Origin of the sequence: Pseudomonas sp. MEJ086, assembly GCF_030209025.1 — a bacterium.
Lineage (GTDB): Bacteria > Pseudomonadota > Gammaproteobacteria > Pseudomonadales > Pseudomonadaceae > Aquipseudomonas > Aquipseudomonas fulva_A.
This window is the reverse complement of the sequence record NZ_JARVSV010000017.1, coordinates 45,396-70,965: the sequence shown is the minus strand read 5'-3', so window position 1 is coordinate 70,965 and position 25,570 is coordinate 45,396. Positions and strand designations below refer to the sequence as shown.

The 25,570-nt window shown below is 59.2% G+C and carries 20 protein-coding genes; 16 read left to right on the top strand and 4 right to left on the bottom strand.

The window, feature by feature from the left end; genetic code table 11:
- The first annotated feature begins 83 nt into the window (after positions 1-83).
- From QRN22_RS11670 to QRN22_RS11640, 7 genes are all read left to right on the top strand, one after another.
- Positions 84-1,874: an ABC transporter ATP-binding protein gene (locus QRN22_RS11670; RefSeq protein ID WP_042556649.1), complete on the top strand. Its 1,791-nt coding sequence runs from the start codon at positions 84-86 to the stop codon at positions 1,872-1,874.
- Positions 1,868-3,637 carry an ABC transporter ATP-binding protein gene (locus QRN22_RS11665; RefSeq protein ID WP_042556648.1) on the top strand — a complete coding sequence of 590 codons (1,770 nt, stop codon included), beginning with the start codon at positions 1,868-1,870 and terminating at the stop codon, positions 3,635-3,637. The genes QRN22_RS11670 and QRN22_RS11665 overlap by 7 nt, the downstream gene beginning before the upstream one ends.
- Entirely contained in the window at positions 3,634-4,578 is a 945-nt protein-coding gene (locus QRN22_RS11660; protein ID WP_082045926.1) for an ABC transporter permease, read from the top strand. The genes QRN22_RS11665 and QRN22_RS11660 overlap by 4 nt, the downstream gene beginning before the upstream one ends.
- Complete coding sequence (locus tag QRN22_RS11655) at positions 4,575-5,525, top strand: iron chelate uptake ABC transporter family permease subunit (protein WP_042556646.1); 951 nt, start codon at positions 4,575-4,577, stop codon at positions 5,523-5,525. The genes QRN22_RS11660 and QRN22_RS11655 overlap by 4 nt, the downstream gene beginning before the upstream one ends.
- On the top strand, positions 5,522-6,304 hold the full coding sequence (locus QRN22_RS11650) for an iron ABC transporter ATP-binding protein (RefSeq protein ID WP_042556645.1): 783 nt from the start codon (positions 5,522-5,524) through the stop codon (positions 6,302-6,304). The genes QRN22_RS11655 and QRN22_RS11650 overlap by 4 nt, the downstream gene beginning before the upstream one ends.
- Complete coding sequence (locus QRN22_RS11645) at positions 6,301-7,278, top strand: siderophore ABC transporter substrate-binding protein (protein WP_042556644.1); 978 nt, start codon at positions 6,301-6,303, stop codon at positions 7,276-7,278. The genes QRN22_RS11650 and QRN22_RS11645 overlap by 4 nt, the downstream gene beginning before the upstream one ends.
- 149 nt (positions 7,279-7,427) lie before the next feature.
- Positions 7,428-9,704 (top strand): TonB-dependent receptor, encoded by a 2,277-nt coding sequence (locus tag QRN22_RS11640; RefSeq protein WP_231570244.1) that lies wholly within the window; start codon positions 7,428-7,430, stop codon positions 9,702-9,704.
- 530 nt (positions 9,705-10,234) lie between these two features.
- Here QRN22_RS11640 and lpdA read toward each other — a convergent pair.
- Positions 10,235-11,668 (bottom strand): dihydrolipoyl dehydrogenase, encoded by a 1,434-nt coding sequence (gene lpdA, locus QRN22_RS11630; RefSeq protein WP_042556642.1) that lies wholly within the window; start codon positions 11,666-11,668, stop codon positions 10,235-10,237.
- A 222-nt stretch (positions 11,669-11,890) separates the two neighbouring features.
- On the opposite strand from lpdA, the gene QRN22_RS11625 reads away from it, so the two are divergent.
- The 6 genes from QRN22_RS11625 to QRN22_RS11600 all read left to right on the top strand — a co-directional run bounded on the left by QRN22_RS11625 (position 11,891) and on the right by QRN22_RS11600 (position 18,480).
- Complete coding sequence (locus QRN22_RS11625; protein WP_082045929.1) at positions 11,891-12,913, top strand: isocyanide synthase family protein; 1,023 nt, start codon at positions 11,891-11,893, stop codon at positions 12,911-12,913.
- Positions 12,913-13,584 (top strand): HAD family hydrolase, encoded by a 672-nt coding sequence (locus QRN22_RS11620; protein WP_042556641.1) that lies wholly within the window; start codon positions 12,913-12,915, stop codon positions 13,582-13,584. Before QRN22_RS11625 ends, QRN22_RS11620 begins: the two co-directional genes overlap by 1 nt.
- A gap of 56 nt (positions 13,585-13,640) precedes the next feature.
- Positions 13,641-14,846: a Bcr/CflA family efflux MFS transporter gene (locus QRN22_RS11615; RefSeq protein WP_042556640.1), complete on the top strand. Its 1,206-nt coding sequence runs from the start codon at positions 13,641-13,643 to the stop codon at positions 14,844-14,846.
- 5 nt (positions 14,847-14,851) lie between these two features.
- The gene (locus QRN22_RS11610; protein ID WP_052493874.1) at positions 14,852-15,310 is read left to right on the top strand and encodes a protein tyrosine phosphatase family protein; all 459 of its coding nucleotides are present in this window, start codon (positions 14,852-14,854) and stop codon (positions 15,308-15,310) included.
- Entirely contained in the window at positions 15,310-17,073 is a 1,764-nt protein-coding gene (locus tag QRN22_RS11605; RefSeq protein ID WP_042556638.1) for an isocyanide synthase family protein, read from the top strand. Before QRN22_RS11610 ends, QRN22_RS11605 begins: the two co-directional genes overlap by 1 nt.
- 63 nt (positions 17,074-17,136) lie before the next feature.
- Positions 17,137-18,480 carry a glycosyltransferase gene (locus tag QRN22_RS11600; RefSeq protein WP_052493873.1) on the top strand — a complete coding sequence of 448 codons (1,344 nt, stop codon included), beginning with the start codon at positions 17,137-17,139 and terminating at the stop codon, positions 18,478-18,480.
- Here QRN22_RS11600 and QRN22_RS11595 read toward each other — a convergent pair.
- The 3 genes from QRN22_RS11595 to QRN22_RS11585 form a co-directional block, all read right to left on the bottom strand.
- A complete protein-coding gene (locus tag QRN22_RS11595; RefSeq protein WP_042556637.1) occupies positions 18,449-19,015 on the bottom strand; it encodes a TetR/AcrR family transcriptional regulator in 567 nt (188 codons plus the stop codon). The two genes, QRN22_RS11600 and QRN22_RS11595, sit on opposite strands and share 32 nt — an antisense overlap.
- 138 nt (positions 19,016-19,153) lie before the next feature.
- The gene (locus QRN22_RS11590) at positions 19,154-19,564 is read right to left on the bottom strand and encodes a PA2817 family protein (protein ID WP_042556636.1); all 411 of its coding nucleotides are present in this window, start codon (positions 19,562-19,564) and stop codon (positions 19,154-19,156) included.
- Positions 19,565-19,639: 75 nt separating this feature from the next.
- Positions 19,640-22,087, bottom strand: coding sequence for an acyl-CoA dehydrogenase (locus QRN22_RS11585; RefSeq protein ID WP_042556635.1), 2,448 nt, complete (start codon positions 22,085-22,087; stop codon positions 19,640-19,642).
- Between the two features lie 330 nt (positions 22,088-22,417).
- On the opposite strand from QRN22_RS11585, the gene QRN22_RS11580 reads away from it, so the two are divergent.
- From QRN22_RS11580 to QRN22_RS11570, 3 genes are all read left to right on the top strand, one after another.
- Positions 22,418-23,038, top strand: a complete 621-nt coding sequence (locus QRN22_RS11580) for a glutathione S-transferase family protein (protein ID WP_042556634.1) — start codon at positions 22,418-22,420, stop codon at positions 23,036-23,038.
- 75 nt (positions 23,039-23,113) lie between these two features.
- Positions 23,114-24,046 carry an ABC transporter ATP-binding protein gene (locus tag QRN22_RS11575; protein WP_042556633.1) on the top strand — a complete coding sequence of 311 codons (933 nt, stop codon included), beginning with the start codon at positions 23,114-23,116 and terminating at the stop codon, positions 24,044-24,046.
- A complete protein-coding gene (locus QRN22_RS11570) occupies positions 24,043-24,831 on the top strand; it encodes an ABC transporter permease (protein ID WP_042556632.1) in 789 nt (262 codons plus the stop codon). Before QRN22_RS11575 ends, QRN22_RS11570 begins: the two co-directional genes overlap by 4 nt.
- Positions 24,832-25,570 lie beyond the last annotated feature (739 nt).

Sequence of the window (25,570 nt, the reverse complement as noted above, 5' to 3'; positions counted from 1 at the left end):
CAGTAGGAGCGCGCCTAGCGCTTGAGCGCAAAGGAAGGCCGACATGCCTCAACGCTGTCGGCAGTGGCTATTCAGGAGAGCGCATGAGTGTTGAAGAAAAAAACGCAGCAAACCCGATATCCCAGATATTGCAGCCCATTCGCGGTCGGCTGATTGTCGCCGCCATACTTGCCGCCATTGGCACCATGCTGGCAATGGTGCCCCTGGCCGGCATCGCCCATATTGCCCAGTTGGCCATCGGTCAGGCCGAGACGGTTTCCAGTTGGAGTCAGCTGCAGGAGCCGATCTGGCGGGTGGTTGGTGTCAGCCTGGCGTGCCTGTTCCTCGGCATGGGCCTGATTTCAGTGGGGGAGGTGGTGGCTCACCTGGCCGACCATCGCATTACCGGTCACTTGCGTCTGGCCATTACCCGCCGGTTGGCCAAGGTGCCGATGGGCTGGTTTACCGGACGTTCGTCAGGTGAAGTCAAACAGGCCATGCAGGATGACATCGGTACGTTGCACAGCCTCACGGCGCACTTCTTTACGACGGTGGGCCGCACGGTTGGCGCGGTGCTGATCGGTATCATTTACCTGTTCGCGATGGACTGGCGCATGGCAATCGTCTCGCTGCTGCCATTCCCGCTGTTCTTCCTGTTTTTCTCCAGAGCCACCAAGGCCAGTGGCGCGAACATGCAATCGTTCGGCGCCGGTATGACCCGCATCAACAATGCCGTGGTGGAGTTCGTCAACGGTATTCCTGTGGTCAAGGCGTTCGGCGTCGAAGGCAAGGCCCACAGTAGCTACCGTGGAGCCGTCGATGCCTTCGCCGAGGCGTTCACCGATTTTACCCGCCCGCTGGTCAGCGCGATGGCCAACGCCCACGCCATGATCACTCCGGTTGCGGTGCTCGGTGTGGTGCTGGCCTTCGGCACGCTGGGTGTGAGCCTGGGCTGGATCACGCCGGTGGATATCTTGCCCTTTGCCTTGGTGGCGCCGGGTATCTGTGCGCCACTGCTGCTGTTGAGCTACATCACTCACGACTTGAACAGCGCAACCGCCGCCGCCCAGCGCGTGCAAGAGTTGCTGGAAACGCCGGTACTCGAAACCCCTGGTGGCGCGTTCTCGTCATTGCCTGACAATGACGAGATTTGCGTCGAGCAACTGGGCTATAGCTACGATGGCGAGAGCCCGGTGCTTGAGGGGCTGAACTTCACCCTCAAGCCTGGCACCGTCACTGCAATCGTTGGGGCCTCCGGCTCCGGCAAGTCGACACTGGCGCGGCTGTTGCTGCGTTTTTTCGACCCGAGCGATGGGCGCATCACGTTAGGGGGCGTCGACTTGAGGCACATCGAGAGCGCGCAGCTGTACCGGCGCATAGGTTTCGTGCTGCAGGAGGTGCGCCTGATTCATGCCAGCCTGCGTGACAACATCGCCCTGGGCCGACCCTCGGCCAGCCAACAGGAAATCGAGGCCGCAGCGCGCATCGCGAACATTCACGAACGCATCCTTGCTTTGCCGCGGGGCTATGACTCGGTCATCGGTGAAAACGTGCAGCTCTCCGGTGGTGAGTTGCAGCGCGTGAGTATCGCTCGCGCCGTGCTGGTCGACCCGCCGATTCTGGTGCTGGATGAAGCCACTGCCGCAGCGGATGCGGAGAACGAGGTGAAGCTGCAGCAAGCGTTGTCGCGATTCGCCCAGGGCCGCACGTTGATGGTGATTGCTCACCGGCTCGATACGGTGATGCATGCCGACCAGATCATCCTGATCGACAAGGGTGCGATCAGCGAGCAAGGGACTCACCAGCAACTGCTCGCACGCAAGGGCCGCTACGCCAGGCTTTGGGCGTTGGGCGGCTATGAGCAGGCCAAGGATCAGGCGGTGTCGTCATGCTGAAAACCTTCATTCAACTGCTGGGCGAAGACGCTCCGGTACTGCGTCGCTATATATTGATGACACTGATCTACGGTCTGCTCTGCGGGCTGACGATTGTGACATTGGTGCCGATCGTCACGCGGCTGCTGGGCGGTGACACACAGGGCGCAGGGCAATGGCTCGTCGCGTTGATGGTAGGTGTCGTGGTGTGTTGGGCATTGCGGCGCGTCGTCGAAAAGGCCGGTATCCGTGTCGGTATTGCCGTACTCCAGCGTGGCCGCCATCGGCTTGGCGACCATGTGGCACGTTTGCCGGTGGGTTGGTTCACCGCTCAAAACACCGCACGGCTTAGCCATGTCGCGACCCAGGGCATGATGGAAATTGCGCAACTGCCCGCGCATGTGTTTACGCCGCTGCTGACCGGTGTGATCACGCCATTGGTGATGCTGGTCGCGTTGTTCGCCCTGCATTGGCAAATGGGCCTGATCGCTCTGGCGACGTTGCCGGTGCTGTTGGCGGTATTTGTGCTGACGGCTCGTATGGGGCAGCGTGCAGATCAGGACTTCCAGCACAATGCAGCGCTGACCAGCCAGCGGATGGTCGAGTTCGCCCAAGCGCAGTCCGTGCTGCGCGCGTTTAATGGTGACGCTGGTGGCTCGCAGTTTCTGGAGCAGGCCATCGCTCGCCAGCAGCAGTCTGCCAAGCGCCTGATCCATGTTTCGGCGATGTCGGTCGTTATCAATGCCTGGGCCGTGCAGGTCGGTTTCGCAGCGCTGCTGGTGGCGGCCACGTTATGGCTGGGGGATCTGCTGAGCGCTGGTTTGCAGCTCAGTTCGGTTATCGCTGTGATGGTCGCACTGTTGCTGGTCAGCCGCTTTGTCGACCCACTACTGGACGTGGCGGGTTATAGCGAAGTGCTGCGGGGCGCGAGTGGCCAGTTGGGCGCCGTGAGCGAGATTTTTGCGGTTCGTCCGTTGCCTGAGTCAGAGGTACACCAACCGCCCGTCGATGCTTCCGTTGAACTGCGCAACGTCAGCTTTCGTTATGCTGAGGGACAAGCTGATGTGTTGCGCAATGTCAGCCTGCGCATCGAGCCTGGCAGCATGACCGCGCTGGTCGGTGCATCGGGCTCGGGCAAAACCACGTTGGTGCGCCTGATCGCACGTTTCTTCGACGTAACTCAAGGCAGCGTTAACGTGGGTGGCGTGGATGTGCGCGACATCTCCAGCGCGCGACTGGCCGGGCAGATCAGTCAGATCTTTCAGGAAACGTATCTGTTTCAGGGCAGCATTGCCGATAACATTCGCATCGGTAAACCTAGCGCCACTGACGAGCAGGTGCTGGAGGCGGCGCGTCAGGCCGGTGTCGTCGAAATCATCGAACGTTTGCCCCAAGGCCTGGACACCCCAGTGGGTGAGGGCGGCGCCCGGTTGTCCGGCGGCGAGCGTCAGCGCATCTCCATCGCACGTGCGCTGATCAAGGACGCGCCGATCCTGCTGGTCGATGAGGCCACCGCCGCGCTCGATGCCGAGAATCAGGCGGCCATCGCCGAGGCGCTGGCGCGCCTGCGTGGCGAACGTACCTTAATCGTCATCGCGCACCAGCTCTCCACGGTGGCGATGGCCGACCAGATTCTGGTGCTCGATAATGGCCAAGTCAGCGAGCAAGGTTCTCATGCACAATTGATCGCCAAGCCCGGGCTTTACGCGCACTTTCTGGCGCAGCGTCGCGCGGCAAAGGGTTGGCAGATCGCCGCAGCCTCTGGCTGTGAGGACGATTCTTGAGTCGTGCAGCTCTACTGGCCCTGTTTGCAGTGCTTTGCTGTCTTTCGCTGATGGTCGGGGTCAAGCAGGTCGCATGGTCGGATCTTTTGAGTTTCTCCGACGATGCCTGGTTGACCCTGACCGCCAGCCGGCTTCCGCGCCTCGTGGCCCTGATCCTTACCGGGGTCGGTTTGGCCGTGTGCGGCGTAATTCTGCAGCAGATTGTGCGTAACCGGTTCGTCGAACCCGGTACATCGGGTGGGTTGGATTCCGCCAAGCTCGGCATTCTGATTTCACTGACGGTAGCACCCGCGGCGGGGGGCGCCGGGAGGATGCTGTTCGCCTTGGCATTCTGCTTTGTCTCCAGCCTGATTTATGTCGCGATCATTCGTCGCATCAAGTTCAAGAATACCGTGATGGTACCCGTCATCGGCCTGATGTATGGCAGTGTCTTGAGCGCCGTCGCCGAGTTCTACGCTTACCGTAACAACATTTTGCAGAGCATGCAGGGCTGGATGCTCGGCGACTTTTCAAAGATCGTGCAGGGCAACTACGAAATCATTTACCTGATCTTGCCGGTTATCGTGCTCACCTACCTGTATGCCCACCGCTTTACCGTGTTGGGTATGGGCGAGGGCATGGCCAGCAGCCTGGGCTTGAACTACGCGGCCAATGCAGCGTTGGGGTTGATGCTGGTGGCGGTCACTGTTTCCGTCACGGTGATTACGGTGGGTGCGATCCCTTTTGTCGGGCTGGTGATTCCCAACCTGGTGGCCCTGCATTACGGCGAAAATCTGCAGCGCACATTGCCCATCGTCGCTCTGTGCGGCGCCTCGCTGTTAGTTGCCTGCGACATCCTCGGTCGCCTGCTGATCCATCCCTTTGAAGTGCCTATAGGTCTGACTGCCGGCTGCGTCGGCGGTGTCGTGTTTCTGGTGCTGCTGGTCAGGAAGTACGCATGACGCGCATGGCAACCCTTTACGTTCCCTGGCTGCTGGTCCTGATGTTGGCGATGGCCTTTCTGTTGCTGGGCTCGGGCCTGGATTTCAGCTATGTGATTCCCAAGCGCCTCACCCGCCTGGCGGCGATGTGCGTTGCAGGCGTGTGCATAGCGTACTCATCAGTGATTTTTCAGACCATTGTCGGTAACCGCATACTCACCCCGGCCATCATGGGCTATGAGGCGATTTATCTGCTGTTCCAGGCGTTGCTGATTCTGGTGCTGGGTACTCAAAGCCTGGTGTTGCTGGGGCGCGACAGCAATGTCCTGTTGTCGGTGCTGCTGATGCTCGGCTATTCGTGGCTCATCCACCGCTGGTTGTTCCGTGAGGGCAGCCACAACGTCTACCTGTTGCTGTTGCTCGGGCTGGTGCTGAGCATGGTGATGGCGACCGTCACTCAGTTCATCCAGCTGAAGATCAGCCCCGGGGAGTTCTCTATTTTCCAGGGCTTCAACTACGCCTCCTTCAACAAGGCCCAACCTGGGCAAGTGATCTATTCCGGTGTGCTGGTGACGGCGGTGTGCTTCATCGCCCAGCGCACTCTGCCGGTACTCGACGTACTGTCACTGGGGCGCTATCAAGCCATTTCCCTGGGCGTGGATTACCCGGTCAGTGTGCGCTTGCAACTCGGGTTGATCGCCATTTTAGTGGCTGTTTCCACCAGCCTGGTTGGGCCGACCGCGTTTATGGGCGTGTTCGTGGCGAATATCGCCTACGCGCTGGCTCGGACCGCTCGGCATCAGGTCACGCTGCCTCTCGGATGCGCCATCGCCATCGGTATTTTCATCATCGCCCAGTACCTGGTCGAGCAACTGTTCAACTACAACACCTCCGTCAGCATTCTCATCAACCTGGTGTGTGGTGTGTATTTCCTCGCGCTGATGATTCGAACCCGAGGCACTGCATGATCTCCCTCAATCACGTCTACAAAGCCTATGGCGCCAAGCATGTCGTGAGCGACGTCAGCGTGCAGTTCCCGCAGGGGCAGGTGACTTCACTGATCGGTCCCAATGGTGCGGGCAAGTCCACGTTGTTGATGTTGATCGCGCGTTTGCTGACACCCACCCGTGGTGAGGTACTGATGGGCGGGCGCAGCATTACGGATGTGCCGATAGGTGATTACGCCAAGCGCGTCGCGACCTTGCGTCAGTCACCGGATTTCAATCTGCGCTTGACCGTCGAGGAGTTGGTTGCCTTCGGCCGTTTCCCCTACAGCCGTGGAGTGCTGACCGCGCACGACCGTCAGGTAATCGACAAGGCCATTGAATTTCTATCGTTGCAGCCCCTGCGCCTCTCCTACATCGATGAACTCAGCGGTGGGCAACGGCAGATGGCGTTCCTGGCGATGACCATTGCCCAGCAAACCGATTATCTGTTGCTGGATGAGCCGCTCAACAACCTCGATATGAAACACGGGGTGCAAATCATGCGTGCCCTGCGTCGATTGTGCGATGAGCATGGCCGCACGGTGATCCTGGTGGTGCACGACATCAACTTTGCGGCCAATTACTCCGATCATATCGTGGCCATGAAAGGCGGTGCCATTCACCTCCATGGCCCGGTCGCGCAGGTGGTGACCGAGGCCAATCTGCGTGAACTGTTTGATCTTGATTTTGAAATTCTGCAGAGCGAGCAGGGGTTCGTCTGCAACTACTTCAACCCATTACCATCAAGGGAACAGATATGAGCACCGATCACAAAATCTGCGCACTGCTATTGGCAATGACCGCAATCGTCGGATTGCAAGGGTGCGACAAGCAGACAGCGGAGGCCAAACCGGCTGTGACCGCGCAGGCCTACTATGAACCGATCACCATCGAGCACCCGCTTGGTACCACTGTGGTCTCCAAGTTGCCTGAGCGCGTGGTGGCGTTCGACATGAGCGAACTCGATACCCTTGATCAACTGGGCGCGCCGGTGGTCGGTATCGCCAAGGACTACGTCAGCAGCTTTTTGGTCCGCTACCGTGACGATGAAAACGTTGCGGATGTCGGCTCCACCATCCAGCCCAACCTGGAGCGGCTGCATGCACTAAAGCCCGACTTGATCCTGATCTCGCCACTTCAGGCACAAAGCTACGAGGAGCTCAGTCAGATCGCTCCTACCGTGTATGACGATGTGGATTTGACCAATAAAACAGGCAACCTCATCGAGACCGCCAAGGCGCATTTGACCCTGTTGGGTCGGATTCTCGAAAAACCGGACCTGGCCCGTCAGAAGGTCGCGGAAATGGACGCCAAGGTAGAACAGACCCGCCGGGTCACCGAAGGGCGCCCAGAGAAAGCCTTGATCGTGCTTCATAACAATGGCGCCTTCACCTCCTACGGCGTCAAGTCACGTTACGGTTTTGTCTTCGACACCCTTGGTGTGAAACCGGCCAGTACAGACATTGAGGCCGGTTTGCATGGGCAACCGATTTCCAACGAATTCATTCAGCAGGCCGACCCCGACATTCTTTATGTCATCGACCGCACGGCCGTGATGGAGCATCGTCCGGCGCTCGACATCAATAGCCTGGACAACCCGCTTCTGCGCAAGACCAAAGCCTGGAATAACGGGAACGTGATCTTCGTCGATGCTCAGACCTGGTACCTGTGCACCGCCAGCGTGACCTGCCTCAACCGCATGGCTGATGAGGTGATGCAGGGGTACGAAGGCTGATTTCAGGCGGTGTATCAACCGCATTCGGAGCCGCTGATATTCAGGTATAGGTCATTTAATAATATTTATCATTTAGATTGAGGATTTAAAGTTCTGGTACGGAAACCTAATGAATGCACTTCAACACTTCGCATTGAAAGGAATCCAGCATGTCGGAACACGGTCGCCCCATTCACGCCAACCCTGTTTTTTTGCAGGCCACGTCTCGCACGTTCCCCTTTGCCTTGAACCGCACGTTACCTGCCGTACAGATGGCGCTCCTGTTAGGGTTGAGTGGCACGGCGATGGGGGTATGCGCCGCTCCTGAACCGGAGCGGTCCACGCAATCCCGGGCAGAGGCGGACAAAGGCCGCCTAGTCCTGTCGGAAACGACGATCGAGGGTAAAATGCTCGCCACCGACAACCTGCCACCGGCCTATGCCGGCGGGCAGATTGCCACGGGCAGCCGGGTCGGTCTGCTCGGCAACAAGGACTTCATGGAAACACCCTTCAGCGCCATCAGCTACACCGATGACTTCGTGCGCAACCACCAGGCCAAGGACATTGGTTCGGTGATCGGCGCAACGGACCCGTCGGTCAATGTCCCGTCCAAGCGGGCTATCATCGAAACCTTCTTTATTCGTGGTTTCAATACCACCGCCAACGACATCACCTACAACGGCCTGGCCGGTATGGCGCCGAATCTGCGCGGCGCGACCGAGCTGGCCGAACGGGTCGAAGTGCTCAAAGGCCCGTCTGCGCTGCTCAACGGCATGCCCCCCGATGGCAGCATCGCCGGCAGCATCAACCTGGTGCCCAAGCGCGCAGCCGATGAACCCCTCACACGCTTGACCACCAGTTACGAATCCAATGGCCTGTACGGTGCACACGCCGATGTGGGTCGTCGGTTCGGTGAAAACAACCAGTTCGGTATCCGCTACAACGGCGTGTATCGCGATGGCGACACCTCCGTCGATGATCAGAAACAGGAAATGCAGCTCAACGCACTGGGCCTGGACTGGCGCAGCGAGCGCGTGCGTTTGTCGTTGGATGCCTACAAGCAGCGTGAGCGTCTGGACGGCGCCAACTACTTCGGTATTTCTTCGATCGCATCCTCGGTCAACAAAGTACCCAGCCCGAAAAAAGGTGACTACAACCTGGCGCCAGACTGGGCGTACACCATCAACACCACTGAAACCCTGCTGATCAGGGGCGAGGCGGATTTGAACGACTCGCTCACGGCTTTCGCGGCCTATGGTCAGCGCGACGGTGGCCGTAATGCGCTGATGACACGTGGCTCGCTGATCAACAACGACGGAGACATCAACGTCCTGGCCTATCGTTCGGACGGGCAGGGCACACAGAAGTCCGGTGAAGCGGGCCTCAAGGGCGTATTTGACACTGGCCCCGTCGGTCACGCCTGGTCTCTCGCGGCCACTCAGTACAAATCGGAAATGCACTACAAAGACCTGCAGATCCCCAACTACGCAGTGACCAACTACGACAACCTCGACTTCGGTCCTACACCACCTCTGGGCAGATACGGTGCTATCACCTCGCGCACCGAAGCCAGGCTTAAAAGCTTTGCGTTTCTCGACACTCTGTCGTTCCTCGATGGGCGCGTGCAATGGACCCTGGGCTGGCGCGACCAGACCGTGGAAAGCGACAACCTGACAGCGGCTCGAGTCAAGACCTCAAGCTACAAAGATAGCCGCGTTTCACCGGCGACCGCGTTGCTGGTCAAGGTCACTGACGATGTGTCGGTGTATGCGAACTACATCGAAGGTCTGTCGCAGGGCGGCACGGCACCGACCACAGCGGTCAATTCGGGTGAAATCCTGAGCCCTTACCAGACCAAGCAGTATGAAGTCGGCGCCAAGATGGACCTGGGTACATTCGCCACTACCATGGCGGTATTCCAGATTGAAAAACCCAGTGCCTACACCGATCCGGCCACCAATATTTACGGCGTAAACGGCGAGCAACGTAACCGTGGCGTGGAGTGGAGCTTTTTCGGCGAAGCCCGGCCAGGGCTGCGTTTGATGGGCGGTGCTTCCTACACCAAAGCCGAACTCACCAAGGCGTTGGTCACGCGCAACGAGGGCAACCAAGTGACCGGCGTGCCTAGGGTCATCGCCAAGCTTGGCGCTGAGTATGACCTGGAGACTGTCTCGGGGCTGACTCTTACCGCCGGCACCAATTACATCGGCAGCCGCTACGTCACCGACGATCACCGCATGGAGCTGCCGTCGTACACCGTCTTCGACATCGGCGGGCGCTATACCACCAATGTCATGTCTAAACCGGTGACCTTGCGGGCCAACGTGGAAAATGTCGCGAACCGTGCCTACTGGATTGGTTCGTACAACGGTGGGGACGGCAGCGGCCTTTCCGGTGGCCTTGGTGCGCCACGTACCCTTCAGCTCTCGGCCTCGGTTGATTTCTAACCGCAGTTCCGCAAAAGGGGGAAGGTCTGCGGCGTTCTCCCTCACGCTCCTTTTGTCAGAGGCTCTGGCGTTATCGCTTCAAGCAGAGGATGAGCCGTCGAGAGCGCTGCGATTACATTGCCCCGATGGAGCGGCTGTTTCGCAGCCCGAAGACAGAGTGGATACCCACCACTGGGTAAATGAGTTTTTCGCGGGCCCGACGGAATATCGGTCGCATTTTGATGCAACGGTACCATTGCGAAAGTCCGCATTCCCAGTGGTACCTACTGCGTTGGCTGAGGAAAGACTTAACGCAGCGTCCGTGATTAGTTGACCACTACTTCGATTGCAGTTTTCGGTGAAAGGATCCCGCTCCGAAGCGGGATTGTCCGCTTGGAAGGTGTCCGCCTCGCAAGCTTCCTGGATGCACCTGCAGCTACATGCGGGTGCCCAGGAATCAGCACCGCAGGGTCCGACAGATGCTCCGGGTCAATGCTTCGAAGCAGGTGCCCGGTCTCCTGAGCAGGCCAAAGACGATTGACCCTTGTTGATCAGGACGGTGTTCGCGCCTTCCTGATCGTGGGGTTGAGCAAATCGGTAACCGTACCGCTGGCCAGTTCGGCGGCAAGCCCTACCGTTTCATGGAGCGTAGGGTGAGCGTGAATGGTCAGGGCCAGGTCTTCGATGTAGGCGCCCATTTCTATAGCCAGGCATATTTCGCCCAGTAGTTCTCCGGCTTTGGCGCCGACTATTGTAGCTCCCAGCACGGTTCCCTTTTGGGCGTGGTACAGCAGTTTCGTCTTGCCTTCCGTGCGTCCTTCCGTCAACGCTCTACCGCTGGCAGACCAGGGAAATACTGCGGTCTTGAACGGTATTCCCTGGGCAGCCGCCTGCTTCTCGGTCAATCCTGTCCAGGCCAGCTCAGGGTTGGTGTAGGCAATTGAGGGGATGGTGAGCGGAGCGAAGGCTGAGTGCTTGCCGGCAGCCACCTCGGCAGCCACATGGCCTTCGTGGGAAGCTTTGTGTGCCAGCATAGGATTGCCATTGATATCTCCAATGGCAAGGATATGTGGCTTGCTGGTGCGCAGTTGATTGTCGACCTTGATGAATCCGCGCTCATCGAGAACTACGCCGGCGGCCTCTGTGTTCAAACGATCACTGTTCGGTCTGCGCCCAACCGCCACGAGCAGCGCGTCGAATCGCTCGGGTTGGCAGGCTCCATCAGTATTGGTGAACTCTATTTCGAGCGCTGTCGTGTTTGGCGCAACAGCGGTTATGCTGGTGTTGAGCCTGATCTCGAAGCGTTCGGCGTTGTAGCGTTGATAGACTTGAACCATGTCGCCATCAGCTGCCGGAATCAGTTGCTCCGAGGCCTCCACGATGGTGACTTGGCTGCCTAGAGCTCTGTAGACCGTAGCCATCTCCAGGCCGATGATACCCCCGCCGGCAATCAGCAGCCGTCCGGGAATCGAGCGTAGCGCCAGTGCCTCGGTAGAATCCCAGATGCGGGGATCGTCCGGTAGGAAGGGCAGCGAGGTGGCGCGTGAGCCCGCGGCGATGATGCAGTGCTCGAAGCTTATGATCGTATGCGTCGCGCCATCTTTCACGGCTACCTGATTGGCTCCCGTGAACTGCGCCGTGCCATGAATGACCTTAACATCCCGAGCTTTCGCGAGAGCGCTTATGCCTTGGCCAAGCGTGCCAATGCATTGATCTCGAAAACCGCGTAACTGCTCGAGATCGATTTGTGGTGCGTTGAAGTGCAGCCCCAGGTGTTGTGCGTTGGTGGTCTCGTTGAGCACATTGGCCGCGTGCAGTAATGCTTTGGAAGGAATGCACCCCACATTCAGGCACACGCCACCCAAATTGGTGTGGCGCTCCACCATCGTGACTTGCAGCCCCAGATCCGCAGCTCGGAAGGCTGCGCTATAACCGCCTGGGCCAGCGCCTATTACCAATACCTGAGTAGAGAAGTACGACGGCATGGTGATCTCCTTTTTGACTATCACCAGGTAGGTTTCAAGACCTTATCGCCTGACTCACGGTAAGGCAAGTAATCCTGTGGTTCTGTGCTTATTCCTAATTTTTCACTGCATAACCCGATTTTTTGCCGATAGGCCTATTGATCTTTAAACACTATTTTAGGAATCTATCTTCAGATAGGTAGATGCTTGATGGCGTCTAAGGTGTCATACAAGGGAATGAACATGACCGAACCAACGCTTCGCTACAATGCAAATGTCTTGGGCCTGCACCCGGCGCGTTCAACCTTGGATGGTGAGGGCACGGCACTAAAGATCTTGCATTGCCTGTTCAAACGCCGCTGTGTCATTGGTCGCCGATCGGCGAGTGTCACGGGGCGGAATGAATCTGAGTTACCGCCTGCGCATGTGTTGCGGCCACATCTTTCCGTGATTGCAGCGATGGTAGTGGCAGGCCGCACGATTGAAATGATCCTGCCTGCCTTTCCGGGGAAATCGCCCAACAGAAGAAAGACCCTTGGTCATTTGCCCGATCTTGCCGAACGTCATGCGATCGATGAGTTGGGACGCCTGTGCGCGGAGATCCGCGCTCTGCATGCGCCCGGTGCCAGAATTCATATCTGTTCGGACGGCTACGTGTTCTCCGATCTGGTGAAGATTCCGGATCACCATGTACAGGACTACACCCAGGATTTGCAGCGCTATGCAGAGCAGACCCATCCAGGTCTTTTTGCCATGTTCGATCTCAAGGACGCCTATCCGCGATTGAGCTGTTTGGAGTCCATGCGTGAAGAGTTGATGATTGAGCACGGCACCTCGCTGATTCAACTCAAGGAGCGCTCCCTTAATGAACCTCGCGCCATGGCCATGTATCGGGGCATTACCCGGTTTCTGGCTGAGGACTATTCCGGGCTCGTTGATTTCAGGGGTGTTTCCAATACCCAGATCCAGAAAGCGGCGAAGCTTGCCGCCCTTCGTGTGATTCAGCGCAGTGAGGCGTGGAGTGAGTTGCTCGAGGTGCGTTACCCAGGATTTGTACGCCTCTCCATTCATCCGCAATTCGAGGTCTCATCGAAAATCGGCATACAGCTGGTTGCAAGCAGCGATATCTGGCGCACGCCGTGGCATTCGGTGGCCGTAAAACGTCACGGCGAGATATCTCTGGACAAGCGCAGCAATATCGATGAAAGCAGCAATCACCTGGTCTTCCATAACGGTCGCCCGTGTCATTACGTGAGTCAGTGCTGATGACCCGGCCTGTCAAAGCAGATGGTTTCCAAGCCTTGTTGCTGGACCTCGATGGAACCCTGATCGACACGCTTCCCGACATTAGCCAGGCACTGGGCCGCCTATTGAACGATCGTGGCCTGGAGCTATTGGACGATACGCAACTGAGGCGGTTGGTCGGTGGGGGGACACGAGCGATGTTGCAGGCCGTCTGCGCCAATGCGCAATTGCCTTGGGATGAACAGTGGCACGAGCAATACCTCCGTTTGTATGAGCAGTGTCTTTTAAATCGCTCCCGGCCTTTCGATGGTGTGCTTGCCCTGCTCGAACATTGCCGTGACAGGGCTCTACCCATGGCCGTGGTCACCAACAAGAGCCAGGCTATGGCGTCTCGATTATTGGATGCGCTGCTGCCAACTATTCCATTCGTCACGACAGTTGGCGCCAGCGCTTCAAGGCCCCTCAAGCCAAACCCCCAGGGGGCGTTTTTTGCTGCAGCGGAGATTGGGGCAAGTCCAGAGTGCTGCCTGTTGCTGGGAGATACCCAGAGTGACGTACTCACAGCGCGAGCTGCAGGCATGCGCGCCGGCGCCGCGTTGTGGGGTTACGGGAGTAGGCAGTCGCTGATGGCGTTGAGCCCCCATGCTGTCTTCGAAGAGCCCGGCCAGTTGGCAAGTTTTCTGTTCGACTGACTGCCTGCGCTTTAACGGGCGCCTTGTGCTGGAAAACCTCAGGAAGAGATCTGGTTATGAATGAGAGAAAGCAGCGAGGATTCATCTTCTTCGCCATTCTGCTGGCCATGGTCAATCTGTTGGCCTCCGATATATATGTGTCGGCGTTTCCTGTTCTCGAGCGAGATTTCGCCACTGACTCCACTTGGGTCGGTTGGTCATTGAGTCTGTTCTTTATTGGCTCAGTGCTGACATTGCCAATCTATGGCGCGATGTCCGACCGTTTTGGTCGCAAGCCAGTCTTGCTGGTGGGCTTGGTCGTGTTCGCGGTCGGTAGCTTCACTTGCTTGATGGCCGCTTCTGTCGAGTGGTTCCTGACAGGTCGCTTTATTCAGGCGGCGGGTGTTTGTGCTGCTTATGTGTTGTGGCAGCCAATGGTTGTCGATATCTACCCGCCAGCCCAGGTGCAGCGGGTTTTCGCGATCGTCATGCCGTTTCTGGGGATTTCCCCCGCATTGGGGCCACTGCTTGGCGGCCTGCTTACTGAGCAATGGGGATGGCGCTCAATCTTCATTTTCCTGCTGGCTATCAATGCGCTGTTGATTGCCTGGACGGTGCTAGGGTTTCGCGAGTCCCTTGTCGCTATGCCAGACAGCCAGCGTCGCGAGTCACTGTTGCAAGGCTACGCGGTGGTGCTGGGGCAGTGGCGGATGACTGGTATTTTTCTGGCGCTCGGGCTTTGCATCGGGATGTACATGGCGTATCTGACGCTTTGTCCTTTCCTGTTCGCAGGCTTAGGGTACAGCCCTGTGCAAATCGGTCTGACCTTCATTCCCATCGCAGGGGCATTCGGCGGTGGCGGGGCGCTCGCCAAGGTTCTATGCCGTAAATACAGCGAACTGCATGTCACTCGTCTGGGCGTGCTGGGCGCGATGCTGGGCAGCCTTGTCCTGACGATCAGCCTCTGGGTGACATCGCTGAGTTCGGCGTTGCAGGTCATCGTGCCGTTCATGCTGGTAACGATGTCCATCGGTGTTGCGATCCCTACGGGAACCTCCGTGGTTATGCGCGCCGCGGATCATCGTGCAGGCACCTGCTCTAGTGCCATGAACGTGATCAGCTCGCTATTGGCCTTCGCTGTCACGCTGGTGTCTGCCTTGCTGCTGTCACGCCTTGGCCCCCTCACCCTGGCTGGAGTAGTCGTGGGCAGCGCCACCCTGGCCTTGTTGTGTGTGACAAGTGTCGGCCGTGGCACCACGCCCCTCTGCACCGCACAAGGATGAGCAACATGGTCCATGACATCAAGAGTCTGCGGATCATCAGTGAGTCGGTCTGGACTGCCGGGCAGCCCAGCAAGACGGAGCTTGTGGCACTTCATGAGCTCGGCTTTGCCCTGGTGATGAACATAGCGCCTATTGATCCTCGGTACTCGTTGCCTAACGAGCAGGAACTGGTGCAGAGCTTAGGGATGCGTTATGTGCATCAGCCGGTCAGCTTCCAAAACCCCACGATCGCCGACTTTGAGCTTTTCGCCGCCACGCTGGATGAGCTGAGGAGTGAGCGGATGCTCATTCACTGCGCCGCCAACTATCGGGTCAGTGTGTTCTACGGTGTGTACGCCATGAGCGCACTGGGGTGGTCCGCGCAGCAATGCCAGGCGTTGATCGGTGACGTATGGAATATCGAAGAGTTTCCCGTGTGGGATGCATTGGCTCGAAAACTCATGGCACTGCAGGAGCAAGCCTGATGAATGAAAATCGCAAGAACTGGATTGGAGCGGCCATCGAGATCATCGAGCCGTTCTTGTTGCGTGCTACCGGTGACCGCTTTGAAGAGCGGGGGCGCAACGCACTGGCCAAGCAGCTTGCAGTGTGCTTCGACCAGCAGCGGCCACTGCGTCTATTGTTCCCCGGATTTCCCTGCAAGTCGCCCAATAGCCGTGACAAGAGCCTGGGAGTATTGCCCGACTATGGCGAGGTCATGGCCATCCAGCGGCTAGACCAGTTAGGCAGCGCCCTGGCGGATCATCATGCGCCAGGCTGCATAGTGACCATCGTCAGTGACGGCACAACCTTCAACGATATCGTCGGTGTCGATGACGAATGCCGCGAGAAGTACAACGACGCCCTACGCGACTTGTGTCACACCCATACCATCGTTTGGGCGAGTCTGGCCGACTGTTTGCCAGCGACTGATTCACCGGCGCAGCAGCGGCGTGAGCTGCTGCGCCACGCCCAATTACCCTATGCATCTATCGACAGGCTGATGGCTCTGGGCAAGCAGGATCATGAGCTGGCGGCAAGTCACGATAAGCTATGCAGCTACCTGTACAACGATCTGCGGCTGGGCAAACAGGCCGATCAGTCAGAAGACCAGTATCTGGAGGATATTTCCACTAAGGCCTGGCAAATGATGCAGCGCGGGCACGCACTGAATGCTGTCCTCAAGCGCGCGTTCCCTGATGACATTCGTCTTTCAGTCCACCAATACGATAACGCGGGCCCTAAATATACCGTTTCTCTGCAGACTGGCCTGCAACGACCTGTCAGTCCTTGGCATATGGTCCCGGTGTGCGGTCTGGATGGCCCCCAGGCACTGCGATGCCGCAATCAGGTCGATGCGCAAAAACATGTGTTGGTGACTTATCAAGGTCGGCCCTGGCTGTATCACCAGGTGGATGATCCCCGGGCTCTGGAATTCGAGTACGAACTCCAGAAGCTGCCGCTGTTCGGGTTGGCGGTACGAGACCCGCTTGGAAAAGGCTTCGATACGTTGTCTAGCGTTCTTCTCGCCTCGCTGACCGAAACTTTCGGTTTTGTGTGCCTGAGTGGCTACGCGTTTACCGATCAAGAAGCCTTCACTCGCCGCTGTGAAGGATTCGGAAAAATCTACCAGTGGAAATTTGGCGCCGTGCATGTGGTCAAGCCCGAAGATGAGCCGGAAGGGTTCGTGCATTCGCTGGAGAAAACGCCTTTGCATTGGGATTTGAGCATGTTGCCCTTGACCCATGAGGACGTAGTTGGAAATGAAAAATTCAGCGCCAGCAAGTTCATGCTCTATTGCAAGACACCACCATGTGTGGGGGAGGGCCAAACTACGATCGTCGACGGCCGTAATGTATTGGCTAAGGCCGGGCTGGCAAAGGTGCGCGAGTGGGCTAGAACCCGCGTCACCTACTTTACGAAAATGACTTACTTTGGAGGCAATCCGCGCAGCTACCCACTGGTCGATACGCACCCCTTCGATGGCCGGCTGATCTTTAGATATCAGGAGGGCAGCGATTCGGCACTGCAAACCTTCGACTTAAACATTGATGATATGTCGACGGCAGAGCAACGCAGCATCCTCGGCGAAGTGAACAGCCTGGCTTATGACCCCGATTGCATTATCGAGCACCAGTGGGCGCAGGATGATCTGGTACTTATCGATAATTGGCTAATGCTCCATGGCCGTCTGCCGATGACCGAGCGTTCGCGGTCGCGTGAACTGTGGCGCATCCAAATCTATTGATCGTCGAACCGGCGAGGTCCGCGTAACCAGCGCTTCAACTCTCGCAGGCTTCGAGGAATTGATATGCCAGCAAAAAAAATACTCATTTTCGCTGAGGCCGTCACGCTCGCGCATTTGGTTCGCCCCTACCAGTTGGCCAAGGTACTCGTGCAATCTGGCTACCGGGTGCACTTTGCCAGTGCCGATCGATTCCAGTTCGTATTCGACCAGCCGGATATCGAGCATCACTGGATTGAGTCGGTAGCGCATGGGCGCTTTCTAGAACGTGTAGAAACCGGCCGCTGCCTTTACTCGGCCCAAGAGCTTATCGACTATGTGGGTGAAGAGGTCGAGTTGATCAGGCGGCTGTCGCCCGACCTGGTCATGGGCGACTTCAGGCACTCGTTATCGATAAGCACGCGTCTGGCTCGCGCCCTGTATATCAACCTGATCAATGCCTATTGGAGCCCTTGGCAGCATCAAATGGTGCTGCCCGTTCCACAGTTGCGACAGGTTGCGCTACATCGCATTCCCGGTATGAAACACGTAATGCCACTGATGAGCAGAATCATATTCCATGTTCAAGGCAGGGCCTTGAATCAAGCCCGTGAGCACTTCGGCCTCCCGCCGTTTTCACATTGCTTGCATGGTTGGACTTTCGGCGACCATACGGCCTACTACGACGTGCCTGCGCATTTCGATTTGCCAGCGCTACCTGCCAACCATCATTTCATCGGTCACGTGCCGTGGCAGCCGACCGCGGTGCCTCCTTCGGATCAATTGCTTGATGGGCTGGCCGACCCCTTTGTGTATGTGGCACTCGGGTCATCGGCGGGGGCGGGAGTGCTTGGGGCGGTGGTCGAGCGCTTGATGCGCTTGGGGCTCGAATTAGTCGTCAGCGGTGTTGCCAAACAGGATCGACCGGCTAGCTGGGATCATAAAGTCAGGTCTGCGCCTTTGGTCGCTGGTGAAGTGATCGCCAGACGCGCCAGCTTGGTCATTACCAATGGCGGCAGTCCTTCGTCTTATCAGGCTCTGGCCGCGGGCACGCCTGTATTGGGAGTTGCGGTGAACATGGACCAGTTGTTGGCCATGAGCAACCTGCAGCGCCTGGGAGGTGGATATCTGTTGCGTCCCGGCGAAATCGCCTCCGGCCGTTTCGATAGCCGGGTGCAGTCATTGCTCAATGGCGAATGCCAGCACAGCGTGCGAGTCCTGGCCGAGCAACTAGGGTCTATGGACTACCGCCAGCAACTGCCGCAGTTAGTGCAGCGTGTCATCGATTTCGATGATGCATCCGCCAGCAGAGAGTCGACGGATGCTTCGAAACGTGCAGAGCAAGCCAGCCTCAGCGCCGCATCATGGACGTTGCGCCCCATTTTGCGCAGCAGTCTAATCAATGCACCAATGCGCGAAGACGTACACTGACGCCTTCGGCGACGTGGTCGAAATATGCCATATCGTCCAGGGCGCGTGCGCCAATCATCGCGCCATTGAGCGATGCAAGTATCTGTGCAGCTATCTTCCCTTGTTCGTCACGGCTGAGTGATGAGGCCATGTTGAGGATGATTTTTCCGATCCAATCCAGGTTCAGCCTATAAAAGTTCTTCAGGGAACTGACAACGCTGTCAGGGAGTATCTCGATATCCGCGCCCAACATCATGCACAGTGTCATGGTTCGATGGCTGGTAATTTCTTCGCGGTACATGTTCATGTAGCGCTCCGCACGTTGCAGCGGCGTACCGGGCTGGCTGTCAAGGTTGTTAAGAGCCAGCTCGAAGCGGGCCAGATAGCGCTTCATGACCGCTTCCACCAGGTCTTTCTTTGCGGGGAAGTGATAATGAATACTGGCGCTCTTGATGCCGATGATCTCGGCAATTTCTCTGAACGCGAACCCTTGATAGCCTCGTGAACGGATCAGGCGCTCCGCAATGTCGAGAATTCGTTCGGCAGTATTGTTCATGTCTTCATTGGCTCCAGACCCACAGTTTCATATCTGACTCGAGTTCAATGCGAGTTTATGGCCGGGCGATGCCCATCATGCGATCCGGATTGGCTTTCTGAGGCCGCCAGCATGGGTTGAGTGCTGGCGATTTTTTTGTCAGTGGCGGCTGGTTGGCGCCGGCATCGCCAGCAGCTGCTTTTCCTGATTCCAGTCGAACGGTTCGTCGTTTTCTTCGGCGTAGAAACGACGCTCGTCGAGTTGCTGATACAGTTCGATCTCTTCGTCGGGCATGAAGTGCAGGCAGTCGCCGCCGAAGAACCACAGCAGGTCACGGGGCACCAGGTGGGCGATCTGCGGGTAGCGCTGGAAGATCTGGCTGATCAGGTCCTGACCCAGGTACTGGCTGCGTTCGAAATCCACGGGCAACTCGGCCAGCAGTTCGTCATAGCGCTCGAGGAAGTTGGCATGGCTGTCATCGAGAATCTGCTCGGCTTCGCCCAGGGCGACCAGAATGGTGCGCAGGTGGTTGAGCAGGGCGATGTGGTGATCGAGATGGGTGTTGGCCATGTCCGGTGATCCTGAAAGTAAAACGGGCGCCGGAGTATAAAGTCCACGGTGCCCGCTGTCGTGCCTGCAGTATGCCTACCTGACTTTACCCTCGCTCGGCAGCAGCTCTTCCTTGCTGAAGTCATCGACATCGATCACCACACGACGGGCGACCTCGGCCCGTTGCAACTGCTGGCCTTCCTCGGCGGTGAGTACGCCGGCAGCGACTGCCGTTTCGATCTCGTTCTGCCCCGGCGTTTCCCGAACCTGCCCGGCCTTGACGGCCTTGTGCAGCTTCTTCTGCAGCGGTTGGGTTTCCTGCAGCAGATTGAAGGCGTGTTGCAGGGCGCCAACCGGATCGTCCGTGGCGCTTGGGCGGAAGCAGCCTTCGAGCAGCTCTTCGAGTGCCGGATCGCCAGCATTGCGGCCGATGATCGCTGCGACCTGAGCGTCGAGGTGATCGTCTGGGCCCTGGTGACGACGGCCGAAGGGAAAGACCAGCAAGCGCAGGGCGCTTCCCAGCAAGCGATTGGGGAAGTTGCTGAGCAGGGCGTCGATGGCGTCCTCGGCCTTGCCCAGGCTCTCCTCGAGCGCCCAGTGCAGCAGCGGGCGGACATGCTCCGGGTAGTCCTGATCGTGATAACGCTTCAGTGCCGCGGAGGCCAGATACAGATGGCTGAGTACGTCACCCAGGCGTGCCGACAGGCGCTCGCGACGCTTCAACTCGCCGCCCAGCAGCATCATGCTGAGGTCGGCGAGCATGGCGAAGGCGGCGCTCAGGCGGTTCAGGGCGCGGAAGTAAGGGCGGCTGATGCGGTCGCCCGGCACCTTGCCGAGCATGCCCAGGCTGAGGCTGAGAATCAGCGTGCTGGCGGCATTGCTGACGGCGAAGCCGATGTGTTGCATCAGCAACTCGTCGAACTCCACCAGCGCCTGGTCGCGGTCTTCGCGATTGGCCAGGGCCATTTCCTTGAGTACGTAAGGATGGCAGCGGATCGCCCCCTGGCCGAAGATCATCAGGTTGCGCGAGAGGATGTTGGCGCCCTCGACCGTGATGAAGATCGGCGCCCCTTGCCAGGAGCGGCCCAGGTAGTTGCTCGGGCCCATGATGATGCCCTTGCCGCCGTGCACGTCCATGGCGTGGGTGATGCACTCGCGGCCACGCTCGGTCAGGTGGTACTTGAGGATCGCTGAGAGCACCGAAGGCTTCTCACCCAGGTCCACCGCATTGGCGGTGAGGATGCGTGCGCTGTCCATCAGCCAGGCGTTGCCGCCGATGCGTGCCAGGGCCTCCTGAATGCCTTCGAAGGCCGAGAGCGGCACGTTGAACTGCTCGCGTACCTGGCTGTACTGGCCGGTGACCAGGCTGGTGTACTTGGCGGCGCCGGTACCGACGGCGGGCAGGGAGATGGAGCGACCTACCGACAGGCAGTTCATCAGCATCATCCAGCCCTTGCCGAGGTAGTCCGGCCCGCCGATGAGGTATTCCAACGGCACGAATACATCCTTGCCGCAATTGGGGCCGTTCATGAAGGCAGCGCCCAATGGCAGGTGGCGGCGGCCGATTTCCACGCCAGGGGTATCGGTGGGAATCAGTGCCAGGCTGATGCCCAGTTCCTCCTTGTCGCCGAGCAGATGATCCGGGTCATAGGCCTTGAAGGCCACGCCAAGCAGTGTCGCAACCGGGCCGAGGGTGATGTAGCGCTTTTCCCAGTTCAAGCGCAGGCCGACGACTTCCTCGCCGTTCCACTGGCCTTTGCAGATCACACCGCTATCGGGCATGGCGCCGGCGTCGGAGCCAGCCAGTGGGCCGGTCAGGGCGAAGCAGGGGATATCGTCGCCACGCGCCAGGCGCGGCAGGTAATGGTTGCGCTGCTCTTCGGTGCCGTAATGCAGCAGCAGTTCGGCCGGGCCGAGGGAGTTGGGTACCATCACCGTGGAGGCGAGGTCACCGCTACGGGTGGCCAGCTTCATCGCCACCTGGGAGTGGGCGTAGGCGGAAAAACCCTTGCCGCCGTATTCCTTGGGAATGATCAGGGCGAAGAAGCCATGTTGCTTGATGTGCGCCCAGGCTTCTGGCGGCAGATCCATGCGCTGGCCGATTTCCCATTCGCTGACCATCGCGCACAATTCTTCGGTCGGGCCGTCGATGAAGGCCTGCTCCTCTGCGGTCAGCCTGGCTTTCGGGTAGGCCAGCAGCTTGTCCCAGTCGGGGCGGCCGCTGAACAGCTCGCCGTCCCACCATACGGTGCCTGCTTCGATGGCGTCCTTTTCGGTGGCCGACATCGGCGGCAGCACCTTCTGGAACCAGGCGAACAGCGGCGCGGTGAAATGCTTGCGGCGCAGCTCCGGTAGCGCCAGGGGGATGGCGACAGCCAGCCAGAGCAGCCAGAAGATCACCAGCAGCCAGCCAGGCGCATGGCTGTAGGCGCCCATCACGAGCAGGTAGGCGGCAACTATTGCCAGGGCGGGTAGGGGCGCCGTGCGGCGGTGGGCCAGATAGGCCGTACCGATGACCAGAACGAGCAACCAGACAGCGAGCATGCAGAATCCTCCATGATGGCGATGGCAGAACGACTACCGACGCCATAATCGTAGTCGGCAAGCGCAAAGGCTGCCGACAGGGGCGTTACAGATCACTTCCGGGTGGTCACGACCTGCCGCGTTCACGATAGTGACCCCTACCGAGGCCGCGTAGTTCGGCTAACAAATTGCGTCTGCGGATGACCTGTTGGTCAGCTCATGAATGGCCCGTACTCGGGCTACATGAACGGGGTCGATAGCCAACATCAGTATGTCTGGCTTTCTTCTTGCGGGCAGAGTGGTAGGGTTGTCAGCGTCTCGGCTGGCGGGATTCTGATAAGGACGATTGGCATGCTGAAAATATGGGGCCGCAAGAACTCCAGCAACGTGCGCAAGGTGCTGTGGTGTGCTGAAGAGGCCGGTGTCGGCTATCAGCGGCTGGATGCCGGTGGGGCGTTCGGCGTGGTCGATCAAGCGGAGTTTCTGGCGCGCAACCCGAATGGGCGGGTGCCTGTGCTCGAGGATGGTGACCTGGTGCTCTGGGAGTCCAACAGCATCGTGCGTTACCTGGCCGCGGCGTATGCGCCGGGCAGCCTCTATCGTGAAGATCCAGCCAGCCGGGCGCAGGGCGACAAGTGGATGGACTGGACCACGTCCACCTTTGCCGGTGAATTCCGCGATTTGTTCTGGGGCACCCTGCGTACCCCTGTGGAGCAGCGCGACGTGGCGGCGATCGACGCTGCCCGGCAACGCTGCATCGCGCTTCTGGCGTTGCCCGAGCGGGCACTGGGCGAGCATGACTACTTGTCCGGCGAGGCCTTCGGCATGGGCGACATCCCGCTCGGCAGCTTCATCTATGCCTGGTTCGAGATGCCCATCGAGCGACCGCCACAGCCCAATCTGCAAGCCTGGTATGCGCGGCTGCGCGAGCGACCCGCCTACCAGAGTGCGGTGATGACCGCCCTGACCTGATTGCACAATGTCGTTGCAATGCAGGTGCTTCACCCCCATCTAAACCCTGTCACTTTTCATGCGTGCGTATCCTTTATGAGTACTGCTCTGTCGATCCGACAGCTGACCAAAACCTATGGCAACGGCTTCCAGGCCTTGCACGGCCTCGATCTCGATGTGGCCGAAGGGGATTTCTTCGCCTTGCTTGGCCCTAATGGCGCTGGCAAATCCACCACCATCGGTATCCTCTCGACGCTGGTGAACAAGTCCAGCGGCACGGTCAACGTGTTCGGCCATGACCTGGACGCCCAGCCTGCCGCGCTCAAGCGCTGCATCGGCGTGGTGCCTCAAGAATTCAACTTCAACCAGTTCGAGAAGGTCTTCGACATCGTCGTGACCCAGGCCGGCTACTACGGCATTCCGGCGCGCCTTGCCAAGGAACGTGCCGAGCAATACCTCAACCAGCTGGGGCTGTGGGACAAGCGTGACGTGGCCTCGCGGGAGTTGTCCGGTGGCATGAAGCGCCGGCTGATGATCGCCCGCGCGCTGGTACATCAGCCGCGGCTGCTGATCCTCGACGAGCCGACCGCCGGTGTCGATATCGAACTGCGCCGCTCGATGTGGAGCTTCCTCACCGATCTCAACGAACAGGGCATCACCATCATCCTCACGACTCACTACCTGGAAGAGGCCGAGCAGTTGTGCCGCAACATCGGCATCATCGACCACGGGCGGATCGTCGAGAACACCAGCATGAAAGCGCTGCTGGGCAAGCTGCATGTCGAGACCTTCCTGCTGGACCTGAAGCACGACCTGACTGCCGTGCCCCAGCTTGTCGGCTATCCGGCCAAGCTGGTCGATCGTCACACGCTCGAAGTGCAAGTGGACAAGAGCCAGGGCGTCACCGAGCTGTTCCGCCAATTGTCGGCACACAACATCGAGGTGCTGAGCCTGCGTAACAAGAGCAACCGTCTGGAGGAGCTGTTCGTGTCACTGGTCGAGAAGAACCTGTCGAAGGTGGCCGTATGAATCGCGAGCAGTCCGAATTCAGCGCCAACATGGTGGCGTTGCGTACCATCGTCTACCGCGAAGTTCGCCGCTTCATGCGTATCTGGCCGCAGACCCTGCTGCCGCCAGCGATCACCATGGTCCTGTACTTCGTGATCTTCGGGAACCTGATCGGTCGGCAGATCGGCGACATGGGTGGCTTCACCTACATGGAGTACATCGTGCCGGGGCTGATCATGATGTCGGTGATCACCAACGCCTATGGCAACGTGGTGTCGAGTTTCTTCGGTAGCAAGTTCCAGCGCTCGGTGGAGGAGTTGATGGTCTCCCCGGTATCGCCGCACACCATCCTGATCGGCTACGTCACCGGCGGCGTGCTGCGCGGCCTGGCCGTGGGCGTGATCGTGACGATACTGTCGCTGTTCTTCACCCATCTGCAGGTGCATCACCTTGGGCTGACGGTGCTGGTGGTGTTGCTGACGGCGACCATCTTCTCCTTGGGTGGCTTCGTCAACGCGGTGTTCGCGCGCAACTTCGACGACATCTCGATCATCCCGACCTTCGTGCTGACGCCACTGACCTACCTGGGCGGCGTGTTCTACTCGATCAGCCTGCTGCCGCCGTTCTGGCAGACCGTGTCGATGGCCAACCCGGTGCTGCACATGGTCAACGCCTTCCGCTACGGCATTCTCGGCGTATCGGACATCCGTATAGGCACGGCAATCGGCTTCATGCTGGTCGCCACGGCAGTGCTCTACGTGCTGTGCGTCCGTTTGCTGGTCAGTGGGCGCGGCATGCGGCAGTGAGCATGTCGTCGGGCCCCTTGCTTGGCGTCAGGCCCGAAAATCGCCGGCAAGCCGGCTCCTACGCAGCAGCGCTGCCACCCATTCTGTAGGAGCCCGCTTGCGGGCGATGCGCTGGCGGCCATGCCGCAGCAACGCGTCAGGCACGGGAATCGCCGGCAAGCCGGCTCCTACGCGACAGCTATGTCACCCATTCCGTAGGAGCCCGCTTGCGGGCGATGCGCTGGCGGCCATGCCGCAGCAACGCGTCAGGCCCGGGAATCGCCGGCAAGCCGGCTCCTACGCAGCAGCGCTGCCACCCATTCTGTAGGAGCGCGCTTGCGGGCGATGCGATGGCGGCCATGACTCAGCAACGTGTCAGGCACGGGAATCGCCGGCAAGCCGGCTCCTACGCGACAGCTATGTCACCCATTCCGTAGGAGCCCGCTTGCGGGCGATGCGCTGGCGGCCATGCCGCAGCAACGCGTCAGGCCCGGGAATCGCCGGCAAGCCGGCTCCTACGCAGCAGCGCTGCCACCCATTCTGTAGGAGCGCGCTTGCGGGCGATGCGATGGCGGCCATGACTCAGCAACGTGTCAGGCCCGGGAATCGCCGGCAAGCCGGCTCCTACGCGACAGCGATGCCACCCATTCTGTAGGAGCCCGCTTGCGGGCGATGCGCTGGCGGCCATGACTCAGCAACGCGTCAGGCCCGGGAATCGCCGGCAAGCCGGCTCCTACGCAACAGCGCTGCCACCCATTCT